The 17,015-nt window shown below is 37.5% G+C and carries 15 protein-coding genes; 3 read left to right on the plus strand and 12 right to left on the minus strand.

Features of this window, described 5'->3' with window-relative positions; all coding sequences use genetic code 11:
• Nucleotides 1–18 precede the first annotated feature (18 nt).
• The 3 genes from rnr to secG form a co-directional block, all read right to left on the minus strand.
• Nucleotides 19–2,382, minus strand: a complete 2,364-nt coding sequence (gene rnr, locus SM124_RS10655) for a ribonuclease R (protein ID WP_322446508.1) — start codon at nucleotides 2,380–2,382, stop codon at nucleotides 19–21.
• Between the two features lie 33 nt (nucleotides 2,383–2,415).
• Nucleotides 2,416–3,162, minus strand: coding sequence for an alpha/beta hydrolase (locus SM124_RS10660; RefSeq protein WP_322446509.1), 747 nt, complete (start codon nucleotides 3,160–3,162; stop codon nucleotides 2,416–2,418).
• Between the two features lie 226 nt (nucleotides 3,163–3,388).
• Nucleotides 3,389–3,619 carry a preprotein translocase subunit SecG gene (gene secG, locus SM124_RS10665; RefSeq protein ID WP_322446510.1) on the minus strand — a complete coding sequence of 77 codons (231 nt, stop codon included), beginning with the start codon at nucleotides 3,617–3,619 and terminating at the stop codon, nucleotides 3,389–3,391.
• A 105-nt stretch (nucleotides 3,620–3,724) separates the two neighbouring features.
• On the opposite strand from secG, the gene SM124_RS10670 reads away from it, so the two are divergent.
• Complete coding sequence (locus SM124_RS10670) at nucleotides 3,725–4,759, plus strand: nuclease-related domain-containing protein (RefSeq protein WP_322446511.1); 1,035 nt, start codon at nucleotides 3,725–3,727, stop codon at nucleotides 4,757–4,759.
• A gap of 204 nt (nucleotides 4,760–4,963) precedes the next feature.
• On the opposite strand, the gene eno is transcribed toward SM124_RS10670, so the two are convergent.
• The 8 genes from eno to rpoN all read right to left on the minus strand — a co-directional run bounded on the left by eno (nucleotide 4,964) and on the right by rpoN (nucleotide 14,010).
• The gene (gene eno, locus SM124_RS10675; RefSeq protein ID WP_322446512.1) at nucleotides 4,964–6,259 is read right to left on the minus strand and encodes a phosphopyruvate hydratase; all 1,296 of its coding nucleotides are present in this window, start codon (nucleotides 6,257–6,259) and stop codon (nucleotides 4,964–4,966) included.
• 60 nt (nucleotides 6,260–6,319) lie between these two features.
• On the minus strand, nucleotides 6,320–7,855 hold the full coding sequence (gene gpmI, locus SM124_RS10680) for a 2,3-bisphosphoglycerate-independent phosphoglycerate mutase (protein ID WP_322446513.1): 1,536 nt from the start codon (nucleotides 7,853–7,855) through the stop codon (nucleotides 6,320–6,322).
• Complete coding sequence (gene tpiA, locus SM124_RS10685) at nucleotides 7,848–8,609, minus strand: triose-phosphate isomerase (protein ID WP_322446514.1); 762 nt, start codon at nucleotides 8,607–8,609, stop codon at nucleotides 7,848–7,850. Before tpiA ends, gpmI begins: the two co-directional genes overlap by 8 nt.
• A gap of 78 nt (nucleotides 8,610–8,687) precedes the next feature.
• Nucleotides 8,688–9,872 carry a phosphoglycerate kinase gene (locus SM124_RS10690; RefSeq protein ID WP_322446515.1) on the minus strand — a complete coding sequence of 395 codons (1,185 nt, stop codon included), beginning with the start codon at nucleotides 9,870–9,872 and terminating at the stop codon, nucleotides 8,688–8,690.
• Between the two features lie 318 nt (nucleotides 9,873–10,190).
• Complete coding sequence (gap, locus tag SM124_RS10695) at nucleotides 10,191–11,198, minus strand: type I glyceraldehyde-3-phosphate dehydrogenase (protein ID WP_322446516.1); 1,008 nt, start codon at nucleotides 11,196–11,198, stop codon at nucleotides 10,191–10,193.
• 52 nt (nucleotides 11,199–11,250) lie between these two features.
• Nucleotides 11,251–12,273 carry a sugar-binding transcriptional regulator gene (locus SM124_RS10700; protein WP_322446517.1) on the minus strand — a complete coding sequence of 341 codons (1,023 nt, stop codon included), beginning with the start codon at nucleotides 12,271–12,273 and terminating at the stop codon, nucleotides 11,251–11,253.
• 127 nt (nucleotides 12,274–12,400) lie between these two features.
• Nucleotides 12,401–12,655 (minus strand): glutaredoxin family protein, encoded by a 255-nt coding sequence (locus SM124_RS10705; protein ID WP_322446518.1) that lies wholly within the window; start codon nucleotides 12,653–12,655, stop codon nucleotides 12,401–12,403.
• Between the two features lie 20 nt (nucleotides 12,656–12,675).
• Nucleotides 12,676–14,010, minus strand: coding sequence for an RNA polymerase factor sigma-54 (rpoN, locus tag SM124_RS10710; RefSeq protein ID WP_322446529.1), 1,335 nt, complete (start codon nucleotides 14,008–14,010; stop codon nucleotides 12,676–12,678).
• A 601-nt stretch (nucleotides 14,011–14,611) separates the two neighbouring features.
• On the opposite strand from rpoN, the gene SM124_RS10715 reads away from it, so the two are divergent.
• Nucleotides 14,612–15,331: a DUF3800 domain-containing protein gene (locus SM124_RS10715; RefSeq protein ID WP_322446519.1), complete on the plus strand. Its 720-nt coding sequence runs from the start codon at nucleotides 14,612–14,614 to the stop codon at nucleotides 15,329–15,331.
• 592 nt (nucleotides 15,332–15,923) lie between these two features.
• Here the strand turns inward: SM124_RS10715 and SM124_RS10720 are convergent.
• Nucleotides 15,924–16,487 (minus strand): recombinase family protein, encoded by a 564-nt coding sequence (locus SM124_RS10720; protein ID WP_322446520.1) that lies wholly within the window; start codon nucleotides 16,485–16,487, stop codon nucleotides 15,924–15,926.
• A gap of 282 nt (nucleotides 16,488–16,769) precedes the next feature.
• On the opposite strand from SM124_RS10720, the gene SM124_RS24070 reads away from it, so the two are divergent.
• Complete coding sequence (locus SM124_RS24070; RefSeq protein WP_407691395.1) at nucleotides 16,770–16,892, plus strand: hypothetical protein; 123 nt, start codon at nucleotides 16,770–16,772, stop codon at nucleotides 16,890–16,892.
• The last annotated feature ends 123 nt before the right edge of the window (nucleotides 16,893–17,015 follow it).

The raw sequence follows: 17,015 nt of genomic DNA on the forward strand, positions 1-17,015 counted from the left end.
GTATGGCCCTCTTCTACATTATCGCTTCTTCTTACGTTTTGCTTTTGGTGCATTCTCAAAGTATTTCTTTTTCTTTTTTGCTGGTCCACTTGAAGTTTTGCCATTTCGAGAACCCCTAGTGCCACCACCAGAACCTTTTCCGTTTCCTCTGTCGCCACCTTCTGATTTACGTCTAGGCTTTCTTTCGGAACTTCCGGTTCTAAAAATTTTCGCTGGGCCTTCTTTTTCTCTTGGACGGCTCCCTTTCATACCAACAATTTCAAAATCAATGGAACGTTCATCTTTATTTACATTAATGACTCGAATCGTGATTTCGTCACCGATTCTATATACATTACCTGTACGCTCACCGATCATTGCATATTGACGCTCATCATAACGGTAATAGTCATCGGTCATATAGCTTACGTGGACAAGACCTTCGATGGTATTAGGTAGCTCGACGAACATTCCGAAGTTTGTTACTGAGCTAATTATTCCATCATATTCTTCTCCAATTTTATCAGCCATGAATTCTGCCTTTTTCAACTCGTCCGTTTCACGTTCAGCTTCAACTGCACGACGCTCCATTTTAGAAGAGTGATCAGCAATATCTGGAAGTAATGCATTCCATTTTTCTCTTGTTGCTGGATCTAATTGCCCTTCTATTAAATACGTTCGAATGAGACGATGTACGATTAAATCTGGATAACGTCTAATCGGAGACGTGAAGTGTGTGTAGAACTCCGTTGATAGACCAAAGTGACCTAGACTCTCCGGATCATACTTGGCCTGTTGCATCGAACGTAACATAACAGTTGATACAACCATTTCTTCAGGTTTCCCTTGTACCTCTTCAATAATCTCTTGAAGAGCTCTTGGATGTACAGCGTTCGCCGTTCCTCTAACAAGGTATCCAAAGTTTGTAATAAACTCAAAAAATCTTCTTAACTTATCTTCTTTCGGATCTTCATGGATACGATAAATGAATGGAACATCCAGCCAATGGAAATGCTCAGCAACGGTTTCATTTGCTGCTAACATAAATTCCTCAATTAAACGCTCAGCAACAGAACGCTCACGAATTACTACGTCTGTTGGCTTACCATCTTCTTCAACGAGTACTTTCGCTTCTTTAAAATCAAAGTCGATAGCCCCACGATTCATACGCTTTGTTCTAAGAATTTGCGCTAACTCTTCCATTAACTCAAACATTGGAACAAGCGGCTTATATCTCTCGAGTAGCTCCTCATCTTTATCCGTTAAAATTTTGTTTACATCACTATATGTCATACGTTCAACGGTTTTAATTACACTTTGGAAGATTTCATGGCTAAACACTTCCCCTTCAGGTGTAATTTCCATCTCACATGATAATGTTAATCGGTCCACTTGTGGATTTAAAGAACATATTCCATTTGAAAGTCGATGCGGAATCATTGGAATCACTCGGTCAACCAAGTACACACTCGTTCCTCTGTCTGAAGCCTCTCTATCGATTGGAGAATCTTCCGTTACATAGTAAGTAACATCTGCAATATGAACACCTAGCTTATAGTTGCCATTCTCTAGCTTAGTAACCGTAACAGCATCATCTAAGTCTTTTGCATCTGCACCATCTATTGTCACGATTGTCTGATCTCTGAGGTCTCGACGATTTTTGATTTCACTTTCATCAATGGAGTCTGGAGTTTCATTCGCTTGCTTTAATGCCTCATCTGGGAATGGTCCTGGAAGTCCATGTTTATGAATAACCGATAGGATATCTACTCCAGGGTCATTTTTATGGCCAAGAATTTCTGTTACTTCACCTTCAGCACTCTTTCTTCCATCAGGATACATCGTTAACTGAACAACTACTTTATGACCTTCTACTGCCCCTTTAGAAGCCGCTTTTGGAATAAAGATATCGCTCGTGAACTTTTTATCATCTGGGATAACAAAGCCAAAGTGTTTGCTTTCTGTATATGTACCAACAATCTGCTGGATACCTCTTTCTATAATACGTACAATTGTACCTTCTCTTCTCTGACCGGAAACCTCAGTAGATACACGAGCTAAAACCGTATCCCCATGCATAGCATTATTCGTTTCATTCGGCGGAATAAAGATATCATCCATTCCTGGTTCATCAGGTATCACGAATGCAAACCCTTTAGCATGCCCGGTTAATTTCCCACGAATTAAATTCATTTTACCTGGCAGGCCATAACGGTTGTTCCGAGTTCTAACCACTAGCCCTCTTTCTTCCATTACAACAAGGGCCTTAACGAAGTCCTTAAAATCACTAGAGTCTTCAATCCCAAAAGCTGACTCAAGTTCTTGAACAGTCAGAGGTTTATATGCCTCGTCCTCCATATAGTGTAGTAATTTATCTATATGCTGTTGAATATTTTCATCCATGTGTTACCCCTCCTTTATAAGATTTCTAATATTTTATTCTTCCCAATCGAGTGTTTCTAAAAACTGATAAACATCCTCATGTAATTGATCGCGTTCTTTATCTAGTGTAATAACATGCCCAGACTCTTCATACCATTTCAGTTTTTTATTATCATTTTCTACTTCATTAAAAATGATATTCGCACTATCCGTATTTATCATATGGTCATGACGAGCTTGAACGACAAAAGTTGGGGCATAAATCATATCGACATGATTTCTGACATCCGAAATTAAATTCTGAAGAGCTTTTAACGTTTTCATAGGAGTTTTTTGAAACTCATTCATTTCTTCTTCGATTAGTTCAGCCGATTTCCCTTCTCGCTTTTTATAATCTCGAGCATAATCTAGGATTCCTTGATACATAATCTCTTCACTCTTGATGTACATAGGTGCGCACATAGGGACAATACCCTTTATAGGTACAGTGTAACCCAATTTCAACGAAAATACGCCACCTAATGAAAGCCCTACAGCTGCAATTTCTTTATGGCCTTTATTTTTTAAAAAATCATAAGCATTTATTACATCTTGCCACCAGTCATCCGGTCCTGTATGTACTAATTCTTCAGGTGGTACCCCATGCCCTTTATATTGTGGACCATGACAAGTATACCCTCTCTTTTCTAGATAACGAGCAAGCATCCTACAGTCCGCACTGTTACCTGTAAACCCATGCAATAGTAGAACCGCTCTTTTTCCTCCTTCAAATGTAAAAGGTTTTGGTTGAACGAATTTCATTTTATGATTGACTCCTTTGTTTTAGATGAACATTTTGGGGAGCTGAAAACTCCTCTGGATTTAAACAAACGTTTGATTAAATGGTGAAAACCATTGATAATATAGCTATTTTTAGTTTAAACAAACGTTTGATTAACAATCCAATGAAACGACTCCTTCTAACTTTATGGAAAAATTTTCTTAACCAGATAAATAAAAAACCTGACCGGATAAGGCCAGGTAAATTTTATAAAATATATGCAACAGTAATCGTTAGTACAAAGAAAAGTACTGATAACACGATTGTAATACGGTGGAGTACTAAATCAAGACCACGTGCTTTTTGTTTACCGAAAAGTTGCTCTGCTCCCCCAGAGATGGCACCTGAAAGACCTGCGCTTTTCCCAGATTGAAGTAATACAACAACAATCAATGCGATTGATACGATAACTAATAATGTAATAAATAGAGTATGCATGAAAGTCCACCTCCCGAAAAATCCACATTTACAGTATTTTTAATGTAACATATTTTTATGATAGAAACAATAGTTTTTGGACTTGGGAGATAAAAAGAGGATATTTTGTATGGATTAGCGAAATTAACAGCTAACTTATTGAAGGATGTGATTGATTTGATTGCTAAAGAATTATATGTACCGATAAAACTTCAGACATTGGAAGCGACATTAAGAAGGTTCCACCAAAATGTTCATAAAAGACCAAACATTGAAACTGACTTCGCAAAAAGCTGGGCAGGTTATCATGGTGAACGTTCCTTAAAATACTACTTAAATTTCCTCCCTGAAAGAGATTATATCATCTTCTTTGATCTCCGCCTCTTAAATTTTGATAACCCCTTTCAAATGGATATTCTAGTCCTCTCTAGCAAATATGCCCTTATACTTGAAGTGAAAAACATCCTTGGAACATTATATTTTGATCAGGACTTCCAACAACTTATACGGACCATTAATGACAAAGAAGAAGGGCTTCCCAATCCCATTGTTCAGGCTAAAAAACAAAAGAGACAGCTATCTATCTGGCTCGATTCCCATCATATTAATCTCCCTGTTGACTATCTTGTCGTGATTAGTAACCCTTCTACCATTTTAAAAACTCATCCAACAACGCGGTCCGAAGTATTAAAAAGAGTGGTTCATAGTAATCTTTTATTAGATCGTATAGAGGCTATGAACCGAAAATACCAGGAGGATATCTTAGATCCAAAGCAACTTCGAAAACTTACAAAAGGAATATTAAAGAGCCACACTCCTACTGATATTGATATCTATAAATTATATGGAGTTTCAGAACATGACCTAATAACGGGAGTTCATTGCCCCGTCTGTTCTTACATCCCGATGATACGTCGAAAAAGAAGCTGGTATTGTGAAAAATGTAATTCTTACCATAAGGATGCCCATGTGCGTACACTAAAGGACTACTTTTTACTGATAAATAAGACGATAACGAATGAAAAATGCCGTAGTTTCCTCCAACTTTCCTCACCTGATGTTGCTAATCGGCTATTAACTTCAATGAATCTGGTTAGCACAGCACAAACAAGGGACGAATTTATACTCCCGAAGCCAAATTTTTCGAGATATCCGCGTTAAAATAGATATATCCGCGCTTGTTTAAATATATCCGCGAAAAATTGAATATATCCGCGCTCATTTGAATATATCCGCGAAAATCCAATTTTATCCGCGAAACGCCACTTCAAGAAGGACTCAAGCTCAGACTTAGGCCCACTAGCAAGTACACTCTAAACAAAACAGCCGCTACACATCATGTGCAGCGGCCATTCCCAAGCTAAATTACTTCTTTAAATTATAGAAAGACTTCAATCCATCATAAACCGCTAATTCACCAAGCTCGTCTTCGATGCGAAGAAGTTGGTTGTATTTCGCGATACGATCTGTACGTGACATTGAACCTGTTTTAATTTGACCAGCGTTTGTTGCAACCGCGATGTCAGCGATTGTTGCATCTTCTGTTTCACCAGAACGGTGAGAAACTACTGCTGTGTAGCCAGCACGTTTCGCCATTTCGATCGCTTCAAATGTTTCTGTTAATGTACCGATTTGGTTCACTTTGATTAGGATAGAATTTGCGATACCTTTTTCAATACCTTCAGCAAGCTTCTTCGTATTTGTTACGAATAAATCGTCTCCAACTAACTGAACTCTTCCACCGATACGATCTGTTAATAGCTTGTGACCTTCCCAGTCGTTTTCGTCTAAACCGTCTTCGATTGATACGATAGGGAATTCGTTTACTAGCTCTTCATAGAAATTAACCATGTCTAATGAAGATAAACCTGTGCGGCCTTCACCAGCTAAATCATATTTGCCTGTTTCTTTGTTATAGAACTCTGAAGAAGCAACGTCCATTGCTAGTAAAATGTCTTTTCCTGGCTCATAACCAGCGTTGCGGATAGCTGTCATGATTACTTCTAATGCTTCACGGTTTGAACCAAGGTTTGGAGCGAATCCACCTTCGTCACCTACAGCTGTGTTTAAACCTTTTTCAGATAATACTTTCTTTAATGAGTGGAATACTTCTGCGCCCATACGGATTGCTTCTTTGAATGTTGGAGCTCCAACAGGCATAACCATAAATTCTTGGAAGTCCACGTTGTTGTCAGCGTGAGATCCACCGTTGATGATGTTCATCATTGGAGTTGGAAGTTGTTTTGCGTTGAATCCACCTAAATAACGGTATAAAGGAAGACCTACGAAATCAGCTGCTGCATGTGCACAAGCCATAGAAACACCTAGGATTGCGTTAGCACCTAATTTACCTTTGTTTTCAGTTCCGTCTAACTCGATCATTGTGCGGTCAATACCTACTTGATCTGTTACATCCATTCCGATTAATTCTTCAGCAATAATGTTGTTAACGTTATCTACTGCTTTTTGTACCCCTTTACCTAGGTAACGAGATTTGTCACCGTCACGAAGTTCTACTGCTTCGTGCTCACCAGTTGAAGCACCAGATGGTACGATTGCACGACCGAAGTAACCAGAATCAGTAATTACTTCAACCTCTACTGTTGGATTTCCACGAGAATCTAAAACTTCACGAGCGTATACGTGTTGGATAAATGGCATAATCAATCTCTCCTTAATATTAATAATTTTTTTTGGCCTATTAAAATGGATTCAATAATCCTATTTCTTAATTAATGTTGTACCAGTCATTTCAGCTGGTTTCTCTAAATTCAATAAATCAAGAATCGTTGGAGCTAAGTCTCCTAGAATACCGTCATCACGCAATTCAGCTCCTGCTTTTGTCACAATAACAGGTACAGGATTTGTCGTGTGTGCAGTCATCGGATTTCCTTCAAGGGTCACTACTTCATCTGCATTCCCATGGTCAGCAGTGATAATAGCGGTACCACCCTTTTCAAGAATTAAGTCAACGACTCTACCTAAACACTCGTCTACTGTTTCAATAGCCTTAATTGTCGGCTCTAGCATTCCAGAGTGTCCAACCATATCTGGATTTGCGAAGTTTAAGATAATAGCATCAAAATTATCATCTTGAATCTCTTTTACTAGAGCATCGGTTACTTCATACGCACTCATTTCAGGCTGTAAATCATATGTAGCAACTTTAGGTGAATTAATTAAGATACGTGTTTCACCAGGAAACTCAGCTTCACGTCCACCACTCATAAAGAAGGTAACGTGCGGATACTTTTCAGTCTCAGCAATACGCAGTTGTTTTAAGCCATTCTGAGATAAAACTTCTCCGATTGTATTGTCTAGGTTCGTTGGTTTAAAAGCAACATAACCATCAACGGTCTCACTAAAATGAGTTAAACATACAAAGTGTAAATCTTGTGGATGCTTTTCCCCTCTATCAAAGGAACGGAAATCTTTGTTTGTAAAAGTATTTGAAATTTGAATCGCACGATCTGGTCGGAAGTTGTAGAAAATAACCGCATCATTATCTTGAATCGTCGCGACCGGACTTCCATCTTCTTTTGTCATTACAGATGGTAAGACGAACTCATCATAAATTCCATTACTATAAGAGTCTTTTATAAGCTCTAATGGATTAGTGTAAGTTGGACCATCGCCGTAAACCATGGCACGATAGGATTTTTCTACGCGTTCCCAACGCTTGTCACGGTCCATTGAGTAATAACGACCAGAAATCGTTGCAAATTCACCTACGCCATACTCCTTCATTTTGTCCATTGCATCCTTAATATATGTCTCTGCTGTTTGAGGACCAACATCACGTCCATCAAGGAAACCATGTACATATACATTTTTGATTCCTTCACTAGCAGCTAAACGAAGTAAGGCATACATGTGCTGAATATGACTGTGTACTCCACCGTCAGACAATAATCCGAACAGGTGAAGATTCGTACCATTCTTTTTCGCATGATTCATCGCTTCGATAAAAGTGTCATTCTTTTCAAATTCACCTTCACGAATCGCTATATTAACCTTAGTTAAACTTTGATAGACCACTCGGCCGGCACCAATGTTTAAATGACCTACTTCCGAGTTTCCCATTTGGCCTTCAGGTAGACCAACGGCTTCACCCGAGGCCACTAAAGTAGAATGAGGAAATGTGTTCCAATAACGATCAAAGTTTGGTTTGTTCGATTGGGCAACCGCGTTTCCGCTTCTTTCTCCCCTTAGGGCGAACCCGTCTAAAATAATTAACGCAACAGGTGCCTTACTCATTCTTACCTGCCTCCAATAATTGTAGGAATGATGGTGCTTCAAGGCTTGCTCCGCCAACTAAAGCACCATCAATATCAGGCTGAGCCATGTATTCACCAATATTGCCAGGTTTTACGCTACCACCATATTGAATACGAACCGCATCAGCTACATCTTGAGAGAACTGCTCGCTGATTACTTTTCGGATATGTGAACAAGTTTCATTTGCATCTTCAGCTGTAGATGATTTTCCTGTTCCAATAGCCCAAATTGGTTCATATGCAATAACCGTTTGCTTTACTTGCTCTTCTGTTAATCCAACTAAAGCATTCTTAATTTGAGTTCCAACAAACTCGTTTGTTTCGCCGTTTTCACGCTGCTCTAATGTTTCACCACAACAAACAATTGGAGTGATTCCATGTTTGAATGCTGCTAATGTTTTTTTGTTAACAGACTCATCTGTTTCATTAAACATTTCACGACGCTCTGAATGTCCGATGATGACATATTTGACACCCAAATCAGCTAATGCAACTGGACTGATTTCGCCAGTAAAAGCACCGCTTTCTTCAAAATGCATATTTTGTGCTCCAATTTCCACATCATAATCTTTAGAAATTTCCACTAATCTTTCTAAAAATAATGCAGGTGCACAAACTACAGAATCTACTTTTTCTTTAGAAGGAACTAATCCATTAACCTCTTCTAGGAAGCTTTTTGCTTCTGAGATCGTTTTATGCATTTTCCAGTTCCCAGCAATAATTGGTTTACGCATGCTGTTCATTCCTTTCATGCTATCAAAAGCTAGATTTACTTGAGAGGCTTTCATATTGAGATAAAAGCTTCAAAAAGATTACTTATCGTTTAATGCTACAACTCCAGGTAAGGCTTTACCTTCCATGAATTCAAGAGAAGCTCCGCCACCTGTAGAAATATGACTCATTTTATCTGCAAGGTTGAACTTTTCTACTGCCGCAGCTGAATCTCCACCGCCGATAACAGAATAAGTATCTGCTGACTCTGCAAGTGCTTCTGCTACTGCCTTTGTTCCACCTGCGAATTTTTCCATTTCAAACACACCCATTGGACCGTTCCAAATCACAAGCTTAGACTCTTTAATCACTCCACGATATAGCTCTGCAGTTTTTGGACCAATGTCAAGGGCTTCCCAATCAGAAGGAATTTCTTCGATTGCCACTTCTTTAGTGTTAGCTGTTTCAGAAAAATCATCGGCTACGATGGCATCAACAGGCATATAAAATTTAACACCTTTTTCTTCAGCCTTTTGCATAAATGTTTTAGCCAGCTCGATTTTATCTTCTTCTAGAAGACTTTTACCAACTTCATGTCCTTGTGCTTTTACGAAGGTATAAGCTAGGCCACCACCGATAATTAAGTTATCTACTTTTTCTAATAGATTATCGATAACACCAATCTTATCTTTTACTTTAGCCCCACCAATAATCGCAGTGAAAGGTCTTTCAGGATTTGATAATGCTTTACCTAAAACATCTAATTCTTTTTCCATTAACAGTCCAGATACTGCTGGAAGATGGTGTGCAATTCCTTCTGTTGATGCGTGAGCACGATGAGCAGCACCGAAAGCATCGTTTACATATACATCTGCTAGTTCAGCAAATGACTTAGCTAATTCTGAATCATTTTTCTCTTCACCAGGATAAAAACGAACGTTTTCTAAAAGAAGAACATCTCCTTCATTCATTGTATCCACAAGAGCTTTTACAGAATCTCCATAAGCTTCATCTGCTTTTTTAACTTCTTTACCTAAAAGCTCCGATAGTCTTGTTGCAACAGGAGTCAGTCTCATTTCTTCAACAACTGCCCCTTTTGGACGACCTAGGTGACTAGCTAAAATCACTTTTCCACCTTGATCCATTATGTATTGAATAGTAGGAAGAGCAGCACGAATACGAGTTTCATCTGTGATTTTACCGTCTTTCATCGGTACGTTAAAATCAACACGACAGAATACACGTTTTCCTTTTAAATCAACATCTTTAACACTTTTCTTGTTCATCGCAAAGGACCTCCTAAATAGTTCGGCTAATTTTAGCCACAAAATGAAAAGGAGTGGGGAAAATCCCCGCTCCCCTTTTTAAAACCTTATCTTGTTCTGATAGTTAGTAAACTCGTGCTAGCGAATTCTTACTTGGACGAACTTGATATTGTTTGCACCCTTCTGGAAACGATATCCTAGTAAGGTAGGTTTCACCTTTTTCATTATAGTCGTTCACGGTATTAGAATCCATAAGTTGTGTGAACAAATTTAGGATAATAATTTTGCATCTGAATCTCAATGCCTTGTTTAGAAAATCAAATTTTCAAAGTCAGCTAATTAAAGTCCTTTTTTAGCAATGTAATCGATTAAGTCAACTACACGATGAGAGTAACCTGACTCGTTGTCGTACCAAGAGATTACTTTTACCATGCTGCCTTCCATTACCATTGTAGAAAGAGCATCGATTGTTGAAGAGTAAGGATTTCCGTTGTAGTCACCAGATACTAATGGCTCTTCACTGTAACCAAGGATTCCAGCTAAGTTACCTTCTGCTGCCTCTTTGAATTTAGCATTTACTTCTTCAGCTGTAACTTCTTTTTCTAATTCAACAACTAAGTCTACTAAAGATACGTTTGGAGTTGGAACACGCATTGCTCCACCATTTAACTTACCTTTTAACTCAGGTAATACTAATGAAACAGCTTTAGCCGCACCAGTAGTTGTAGGAATGATGTTTTCAGCTGCCGCACGAGCACGACGGTAGTCTTTATGTGGTAAGTCTAAAATTTGTTGGTCATTTGTGTATGAGTGAACAGTTGTCATCATACCGCGTTTAATTCCAAAGTTTTCGTGTAGAACTTTAGCAAATGGAGCTAAACAGTTTGTAGTACAAGATGCATTAGAAATGACATGGTGGTTAGCAGGATCGTACTTGTCATCATTTACACCCATAACGATAGTAATATCTTCGTTTGATGCAGGAGCAGAGATGATAACTTTTTTCGCACCAGCTTCTAAATGTTTTGCAGCATCTTCGCGTTTTGTGAAGCGACCAGTTGATTCAACAACTACTTCTACACCAAGATCTCCCCAACCTAATTGAGCTGGATCACGTTCAGCAAGAACTTTTACTTTTTTGCCTCCAACTACTAATGAATCACCATCTACAGTAACTTCCTGATCAAGCTTACCGTGAACAGAGTCATATTTTAAAAGGTGTGCAAGCATGTTAGCATCTGTTAAATCGTTAACTGCTACTACCTCTACATTTGGGTTCTTTAAAGCTGCACGGAATACGATACGTCCAATTCTACCAAATCCATTAATACCAATTTTTACTGCCATGTTTATTTCCTCCTTTAATATGTGTAAGGATTAATTTTATTTTTAAAGGGAGTTACCCTTTTAATAACTGTAAGGCTGCACCTTCATCTGTGATGAGTACGGTGTTTTTGGGTGCTTGTTTCATGTAGGCTCTAATGGCTTTCCCCTTAGAAGAACCTCCAGCTACTGCAATGACGTGTTCGGCGTGTTCTAAGTCATCTAATTGAAGTCCTATTGTATGTACTTTATGAACAACTTCTCCAGATTCATTAAAATAGTATCCGAACGCTTCCCCTACTGCATCTGCTTGTTGGATTTTATACAAATCCTCTCGGCTCGTTTTACGGCGTTCTGCCATTGTAATAGCGTCTCCAATTCCATGTAAAACCATGCTTGCAGATTTAATTAAACTTAAAACTTCTTTAATATGAGGCTCTTTCATAATCGTTTGATACGTTTCACTGCTTACTTGATCAGGAACATATAAAACTCTATGCTTAGAATGAGTTCTTTCCGCCATCTTCGCACAAATTGTGTTTGCTTGATTCTGAACGTCTTCCCCAATTCCACCTCTTGCAGGAACAAAGACAAAGTCTTTACTTACTTCTGGAGTTAGCATTTCGGCCACAGCTGCCATCGTTGATCCGCCAGTTACTGCGATAATATTTTCTCCCTGTAATGACTGATTCATACGCATAGCGCATGCTCTTCCAAGCTCACTCTTTACCCAAGGGGAAACATCGGTGTTTCCTGAAACAATAATGACTTTTTCGACCCCTAGGATGTTTTGAAGCTGCTCTTCCATTTTGTCTATACCCGTAATTTCTCTCATTACGCTTTCTAAGCTCTCAAGTAAATCTTTTCCTTCAGTCGTTAAGCTCATTCCTAAACTTGAAACAGAGATTAGATTTTGGTCCTTAAGGAAAGTTACTTCGCTTCTTAGAACTCTTTCTGTAACCCCTAGGCTTACGGATAAATTTCTTCTACCAACTGGTTCCATCAACCCGATAAACTGCAGTATAGAAAAGCGTTTTTGCATAACAGAAACTAAATCAGGTAATAATCTTTTTTGTAAATCGATTAATGAGTACTTCATGACGTGCTCCTTCATCCACCTGGTGGTCATTTTATGTCCCTAATGGACTTATTATGTCCCACTTAGAATAAAAAAAATCACCCCTGCTTCAATTGCTATTCTAACAGGTGTGATTTCGTAATTCAACTCAAAAACTGCCCTTTTTTAATGTAAGCGCTTCGTTTATGACAAATTTGTCAATTTGCCCGTATTGGACTTCTTCTCCATCAATTTCAACAACCGGAATCATGAGACCGTATTTTTCAGTTAGCTCATCACTTTCATCAATATCCAGCTCTTCATAGTCGAAATTCCATTCTTCTTTTAATTCTAAAACGACTTTTTTGCCTTTATCACATAATGGGCAACGATTTCTTGTGTATAAGGTGACTTTAATGGTCATTCTACTACTCCTTTAAGCCATTAATCATAACGCTTTCTTTTCGTTGAGGAAGGAATTCCAAGTTGATCACGGTATTTAGCAATCGTTCTTCTCGAAACAACCATTCCCTCTTTATCTTTTAATATTTCAACAATTTCCTGATCTGATAACGGTTTTAGCTTATCTTCTGATTCGATTAATTTACTAATGGCATTTTTCACTTGTTTAGAGGATGTTGCTTCGTTTGTCGTTGTTTGAATCGTACTAGAGAAAAACGATTTCAATTCAAATGTTCCAAAAGGCGTTTGGACATATTTTTCTCGAACGGCACGACTAACCGTAGATTCATGTATCCCTAGTTCCTCTGATACTTCTCTCATAGTCATTGGATTTAAATAGGAAGGCCCTTTTACAAAAAAGTCATTTTGTTTCTCTACTATTTTAATCGCAACTTTAGTTAAAGTTTGTTTCCTCTGTTCTAAACTTTTCATAATCCATTGATAGTCTTGTTGCTTTTCTTGTAAAAAGCGATTTACCTGCTGGTCATTGTGTGAGCGAAATTGCTGAAAATATTCCTCATTAAAAGTCACTTTTGGTAGAGTTTCATCAAAAATATTAATGGTTAGAGAATCATTTTCCCATCTAACGATAATGTCGGGTGTAATATAAACAGCAGGATCATCTTGATAAGTAGCCGCTGGTTTTGGGTTTAGTGTTTGTACAAAATCAAACACTTGCTGTATTTCAGATAGACTAACTCCAAGTAGCTTTGATAACTCTTTCCATTTCTTTTCCGCAAATAATGTAAAATGTTCCGAAATAATAATTTCTGCAAGCTCATTATTTTTATGATGTCTCCTAACCTGTAAAAGTAGACACTCTTGTAAATTCCGAGCACCAATGCCCGCTGGTTCAAGATTATGGATAATAGTCAAACACTGTTCTACCTCTTGATCAGTGATTTTAAGTCTAGCTGAAATTTCTTGTATTGTTCCATGTAAGTAACCGTTTACATCTATGTGCGCAAGTAACTCTTTCATTATCTTCAACTGTCTATCTGAAAACTCTTTGATATTTATTTGAGAATAAATGATATCTATTAATGATGTTTGTTTATTCGTTCCAAGTTGTTCAATCCAACTTTGTTTATCTTTTTCAACCCGCTTCCGATTGTTTTTGACACGGTCTAAACGGGGATCCATCGTTCTAATATTTCCTGTATCAACTTGCAATAGGGGATTTTCCAACGCCTTCGTTTCAAGGAAGGAAGTCAATTCTTGAGTGGAATATTGTAATAACGCTATCGCTTGTGTTAACTCCTGCGTCATCGTCAATTTCAAAGTTTGCTGCTGCCATAAACCAGCCTTTAAATCCATCATTCATCCCCCCTTTTCCCATTTTACAATAATGAAGCAAAATGTTGTATGGAAATAAATTGGGATAGTAAAGAAAAGCGTAAGCGCCTTGGTCAGCCCCGACAAGCAAATGTTCTTCAATCCTAAAAGTCTGCTATTTGACTTTTAGGATTGAAGGTTATTTGACTCGAGGGGCTAGGCGCTGGAGCTAGACAGTAGTCAAACTTCAGAACACTTATATATCCTTATTAATAAAAAAAAGACCTCTTGTCCGAAAACAAGAGATCTCACACTAATACGCCCTCGGAGGAAATCGAACCCCCATTTCAAGAACCGGAATCTTACGTGCTATCCGTTGCACCAAATATTGTTCAAAAGACCGTAAGACGTTATAATATCAAAGGATTATGCTTGTTTAAGTGTTTTTCATTGCATGTTATTCCTAAATACAATGATACTAACACATACTTTTTATTGCAAATAAAGACTCTCAATTAATGCTAAAACTCATTACTACAATTTATTACGTCCAGATTCAACCTCAGCACCCCTTGTTTTCAGTGAAGAGGAGATGAGTATGACTATGTCAAAAAGGATTCTTTAATGAAAGGAGAACAAAAATTTGTATATTTATATAGATGATTCTGGGAATATCAATTCTACTACAGGTAACCTTTATGTCTGGGCTGGGTTTTCCATACATAAAGGTCAGACTACACTAAAAAGTAATTTAGAAAAAGTTATTCAGAACTTTACTTACGATGCGAAAATTGGAGAACTAAAAGGAAAAGATGCGTCCTTCGAACAGAAACAAAGATTATTCGAAACTTTAGTTGATTGGCATGAATTACGTATTTGTTACTTAGTTGTCGACAAAAAAATAGTTACCGAGGCACAATCAAAATTTATTACAGGTGCATCTTCACGAAGTAAAGAACAAAGTGAAAACTATTTCTTAAGCAAAGTAGTTACCCGTCTTTCAGAACCCTTTCCAGAACAAGAAAAAAATAGAATAATCCTAAATATCGATGGAGAACCCACTCGGAAACAGGAATCGCATATACGTCTACATGAGTACCTATCTTTAAGAGTAAATTACCCAAAATGGAAAAAGGACACTTATGTGAACAACTTAGTAATTAACTACAATTCAGAGTTAAATAACAGCTTAATTCAAACTGCTGATTTTCTAGCTAATTTTTTCCTTGAATATTATAAATACCTTTATTACCAACCTAGGAAAAGTGCAACTGCATCTGCAAAGTATACTGAGATATACAGTATTTTGCTCCCAAAAATACACCATCGTATAATAGGACTCCCTAATTCTTCTTTATTATGATTGAATTTTTTTATTTTTAAATGTATAATAAAGACTCAAATAGAAATCCTAATACTGGTAAGAGTAAATCCAGATTATAAGGTGCTGGTAGAACTACCAAAGTCTTGTTAAATCAAGACCTCCTATATAGGGTGCTTACCAAACGTCAAAGGAAGTTTCCCAGATTATTGGAATACAAGAGAATAAGTCCAGTGATGGTGTAGAGGAGCGAAGCTCCCTGTCTATTTAGACCTCCCAGAAAGGCACTTTTGATTCCCTAATAAAACCATCTCAAAAAGAGTCAGATTTATCCTGACTCTTTTTTCTGTTTATTTTTTTATTATCTTGTATGTACACTATTTTCAGTTCTACTGCTTTCATATTATTTCGATTGAACTTAATCAGTTTGGTATTATTATCACATACTTACCTTCTTAATCTTGCTGTTTAAACATTAGCAAGAGATTCTTGAATTATATTGTACGACAACTTAGAATTCTAGTGACGTGGAGATGAGGCAACTAACCCCATTACCCTCCCATGTCCCCAGTGAAAATGTGGAATTCATCCCCATACCTCCAAACATAAAGAAAAGAGACCCCTTAGGAGTCCCTTAACATACTTGTTGTTCTTGTTCTTTAATTAATTTGTCTAGTGTTGGTCTTGAAACTCCTAATTCTTTTGCAAGTTGAGACTTTGATACTTCACGATTCATATATCGTTGGTAATGCTTTTCGAAATCTTGGATTGTTACTTCTCTTCGTCCTTTGTACTTTCCTTCTGCTTTAGCTATCGCAATGCCTTCACGTTGTCTTTCGAGCATATTTTCACGTTCAAAATCGTTTATAGCACTAATCATCTTTAACATTAGTCTACCCGTTGCCGTTGAAGTGTCGATATTCTCCTTAATAGATACTAGTTGAACTCCTTTTGACTCTAATAGTTCTACAAGTTCTAATAAGTCTTTGGTAGAGCGTGCTAATCTTGAGAAGTCCGCAACATAGATTGTATCGCCTTCTCTTGCATAGTCTAACATTTCTTTTAATTTTGGTCTGTCTGTGTTTTTTGCTGAGACCTTCTCTTGATAAACCTTATCTATTTTGTATTGCTTCATTGCTTCAACTTGTCTTGCTTCGTTCTGCATAACTGTTGAGACTCTGATATATGCTATGTTCATGTTCATTGTTCCTTCCATATTAGCTGATGAGACAAATATAACACACTGTAAAAATAGAGTCTATAACCGTGTTTGCAATTTGTAAATTAAAACAAATATCAATTTAAAATTTACAGTAATGAATGGGTTGGCGATTGTAAACTTAAGGCACGCTTTATATTTACAAATTCTTCAAAACCAGTAAAGCTAGGTATTTTCACTTCTAAATACACTTGTTCGAAGTTAAAGAAAGCGAAGAAAATTGTACGCTTATTAGCATGGGTATGGTTAGATGGTCAAGAAATGATTACAAAAGCAGGATTAGTAGAAGATTTCTATGATTTCGGGGATTATAAATACGAGAAAAAGGTCCGTTCGGCACTGGGCTACGCTGTTAAGTATAAAAAAGGGATGTATCAATATTAGAAGAGCCTGGGACAAAACCCACCTCAAAGATGAAAAAGCCGGTGAAATTTTACGACGAGTAAAATTTCACCGGCTCTAATTATTTTTGGAATAAAAATAAGGACCACTTCTGATAAAATAAAG

It is taken from the genome of Robertmurraya mangrovi (assembly GCF_034427655.1).
GTDB lineage: Bacteria > Bacillota > Bacilli > Bacillales > Cytobacillaceae > Robertmurraya_A > Robertmurraya_A mangrovi.

What these genes read in the sequence shown, in the direction of transcription:
- rnr (WP_322446508.1), bottom strand. Translation starts at nt 2,382, where the DNA reads ATGGATGAAAATATTCAACAGCATATAGATAAATTACTACACTATATG.
- SM124_RS10660 (WP_322446509.1), bottom strand. Translation starts at nt 3,162, where the DNA reads ATGAAATTCGTTCAACCAAAACCTTTTACATTTGAAGGAGGAAAAAGA.
- secG (WP_322446510.1), bottom strand. Translation starts at nt 3,619, where the DNA reads ATGCATACTCTATTTATTACATTATTAGTTATCGTATCAATCGCATTG.
- eno (WP_322446512.1), bottom strand. Translation starts at nt 6,259, where the DNA reads ATGCCATTTATCCAACACGTATACGCTCGTGAAGTTTTAGATTCTCGT.
- gpmI (WP_322446513.1), bottom strand. Translation starts at nt 7,855, where the DNA reads ATGAGTAAGGCACCTGTTGCGTTAATTATTTTAGACGGGTTCGCCCTA.
- tpiA (WP_322446514.1), bottom strand. Translation starts at nt 8,609, where the DNA reads ATGCGTAAACCAATTATTGCTGGGAACTGGAAAATGCATAAAACGATC.
- SM124_RS10690 (WP_322446515.1), bottom strand. Translation starts at nt 9,872, where the DNA reads ATGAACAAGAAAAGTGTTAAAGATGTTGATTTAAAAGGAAAACGTGTA.
- gap (WP_322446516.1), bottom strand. Translation starts at nt 11,198, where the DNA reads ATGGCAGTAAAAATTGGTATTAATGGATTTGGTAGAATTGGACGTATC.
- SM124_RS10700 (WP_322446517.1), bottom strand. Translation starts at nt 12,273, where the DNA reads ATGAAGTACTCATTAATCGATTTACAAAAAAGATTATTACCTGATTTA.
- SM124_RS10705 (WP_322446518.1), bottom strand. Translation starts at nt 12,655, where the DNA reads ATGACCATTAAAGTCACCTTATACACAAGAAATCGTTGCCCATTATGT.
- rpoN (WP_322446529.1), bottom strand. Translation starts at nt 14,010, where the DNA reads ATGGATTTAAAGGCTGGTTTATGGCAGCAGCAAACTTTGAAATTGACG.
- SM124_RS10720 (WP_322446520.1), bottom strand. Translation starts at nt 16,487, where the DNA reads ATGAACATAGCATATATCAGAGTCTCAACAGTTATGCAGAACGAAGCA.
- SM124_RS24070 (WP_407691395.1), top strand. Translation starts at nt 16,770, where the DNA reads ATGATTACAAAAGCAGGATTAGTAGAAGATTTCTATGATTTCGGGGAT.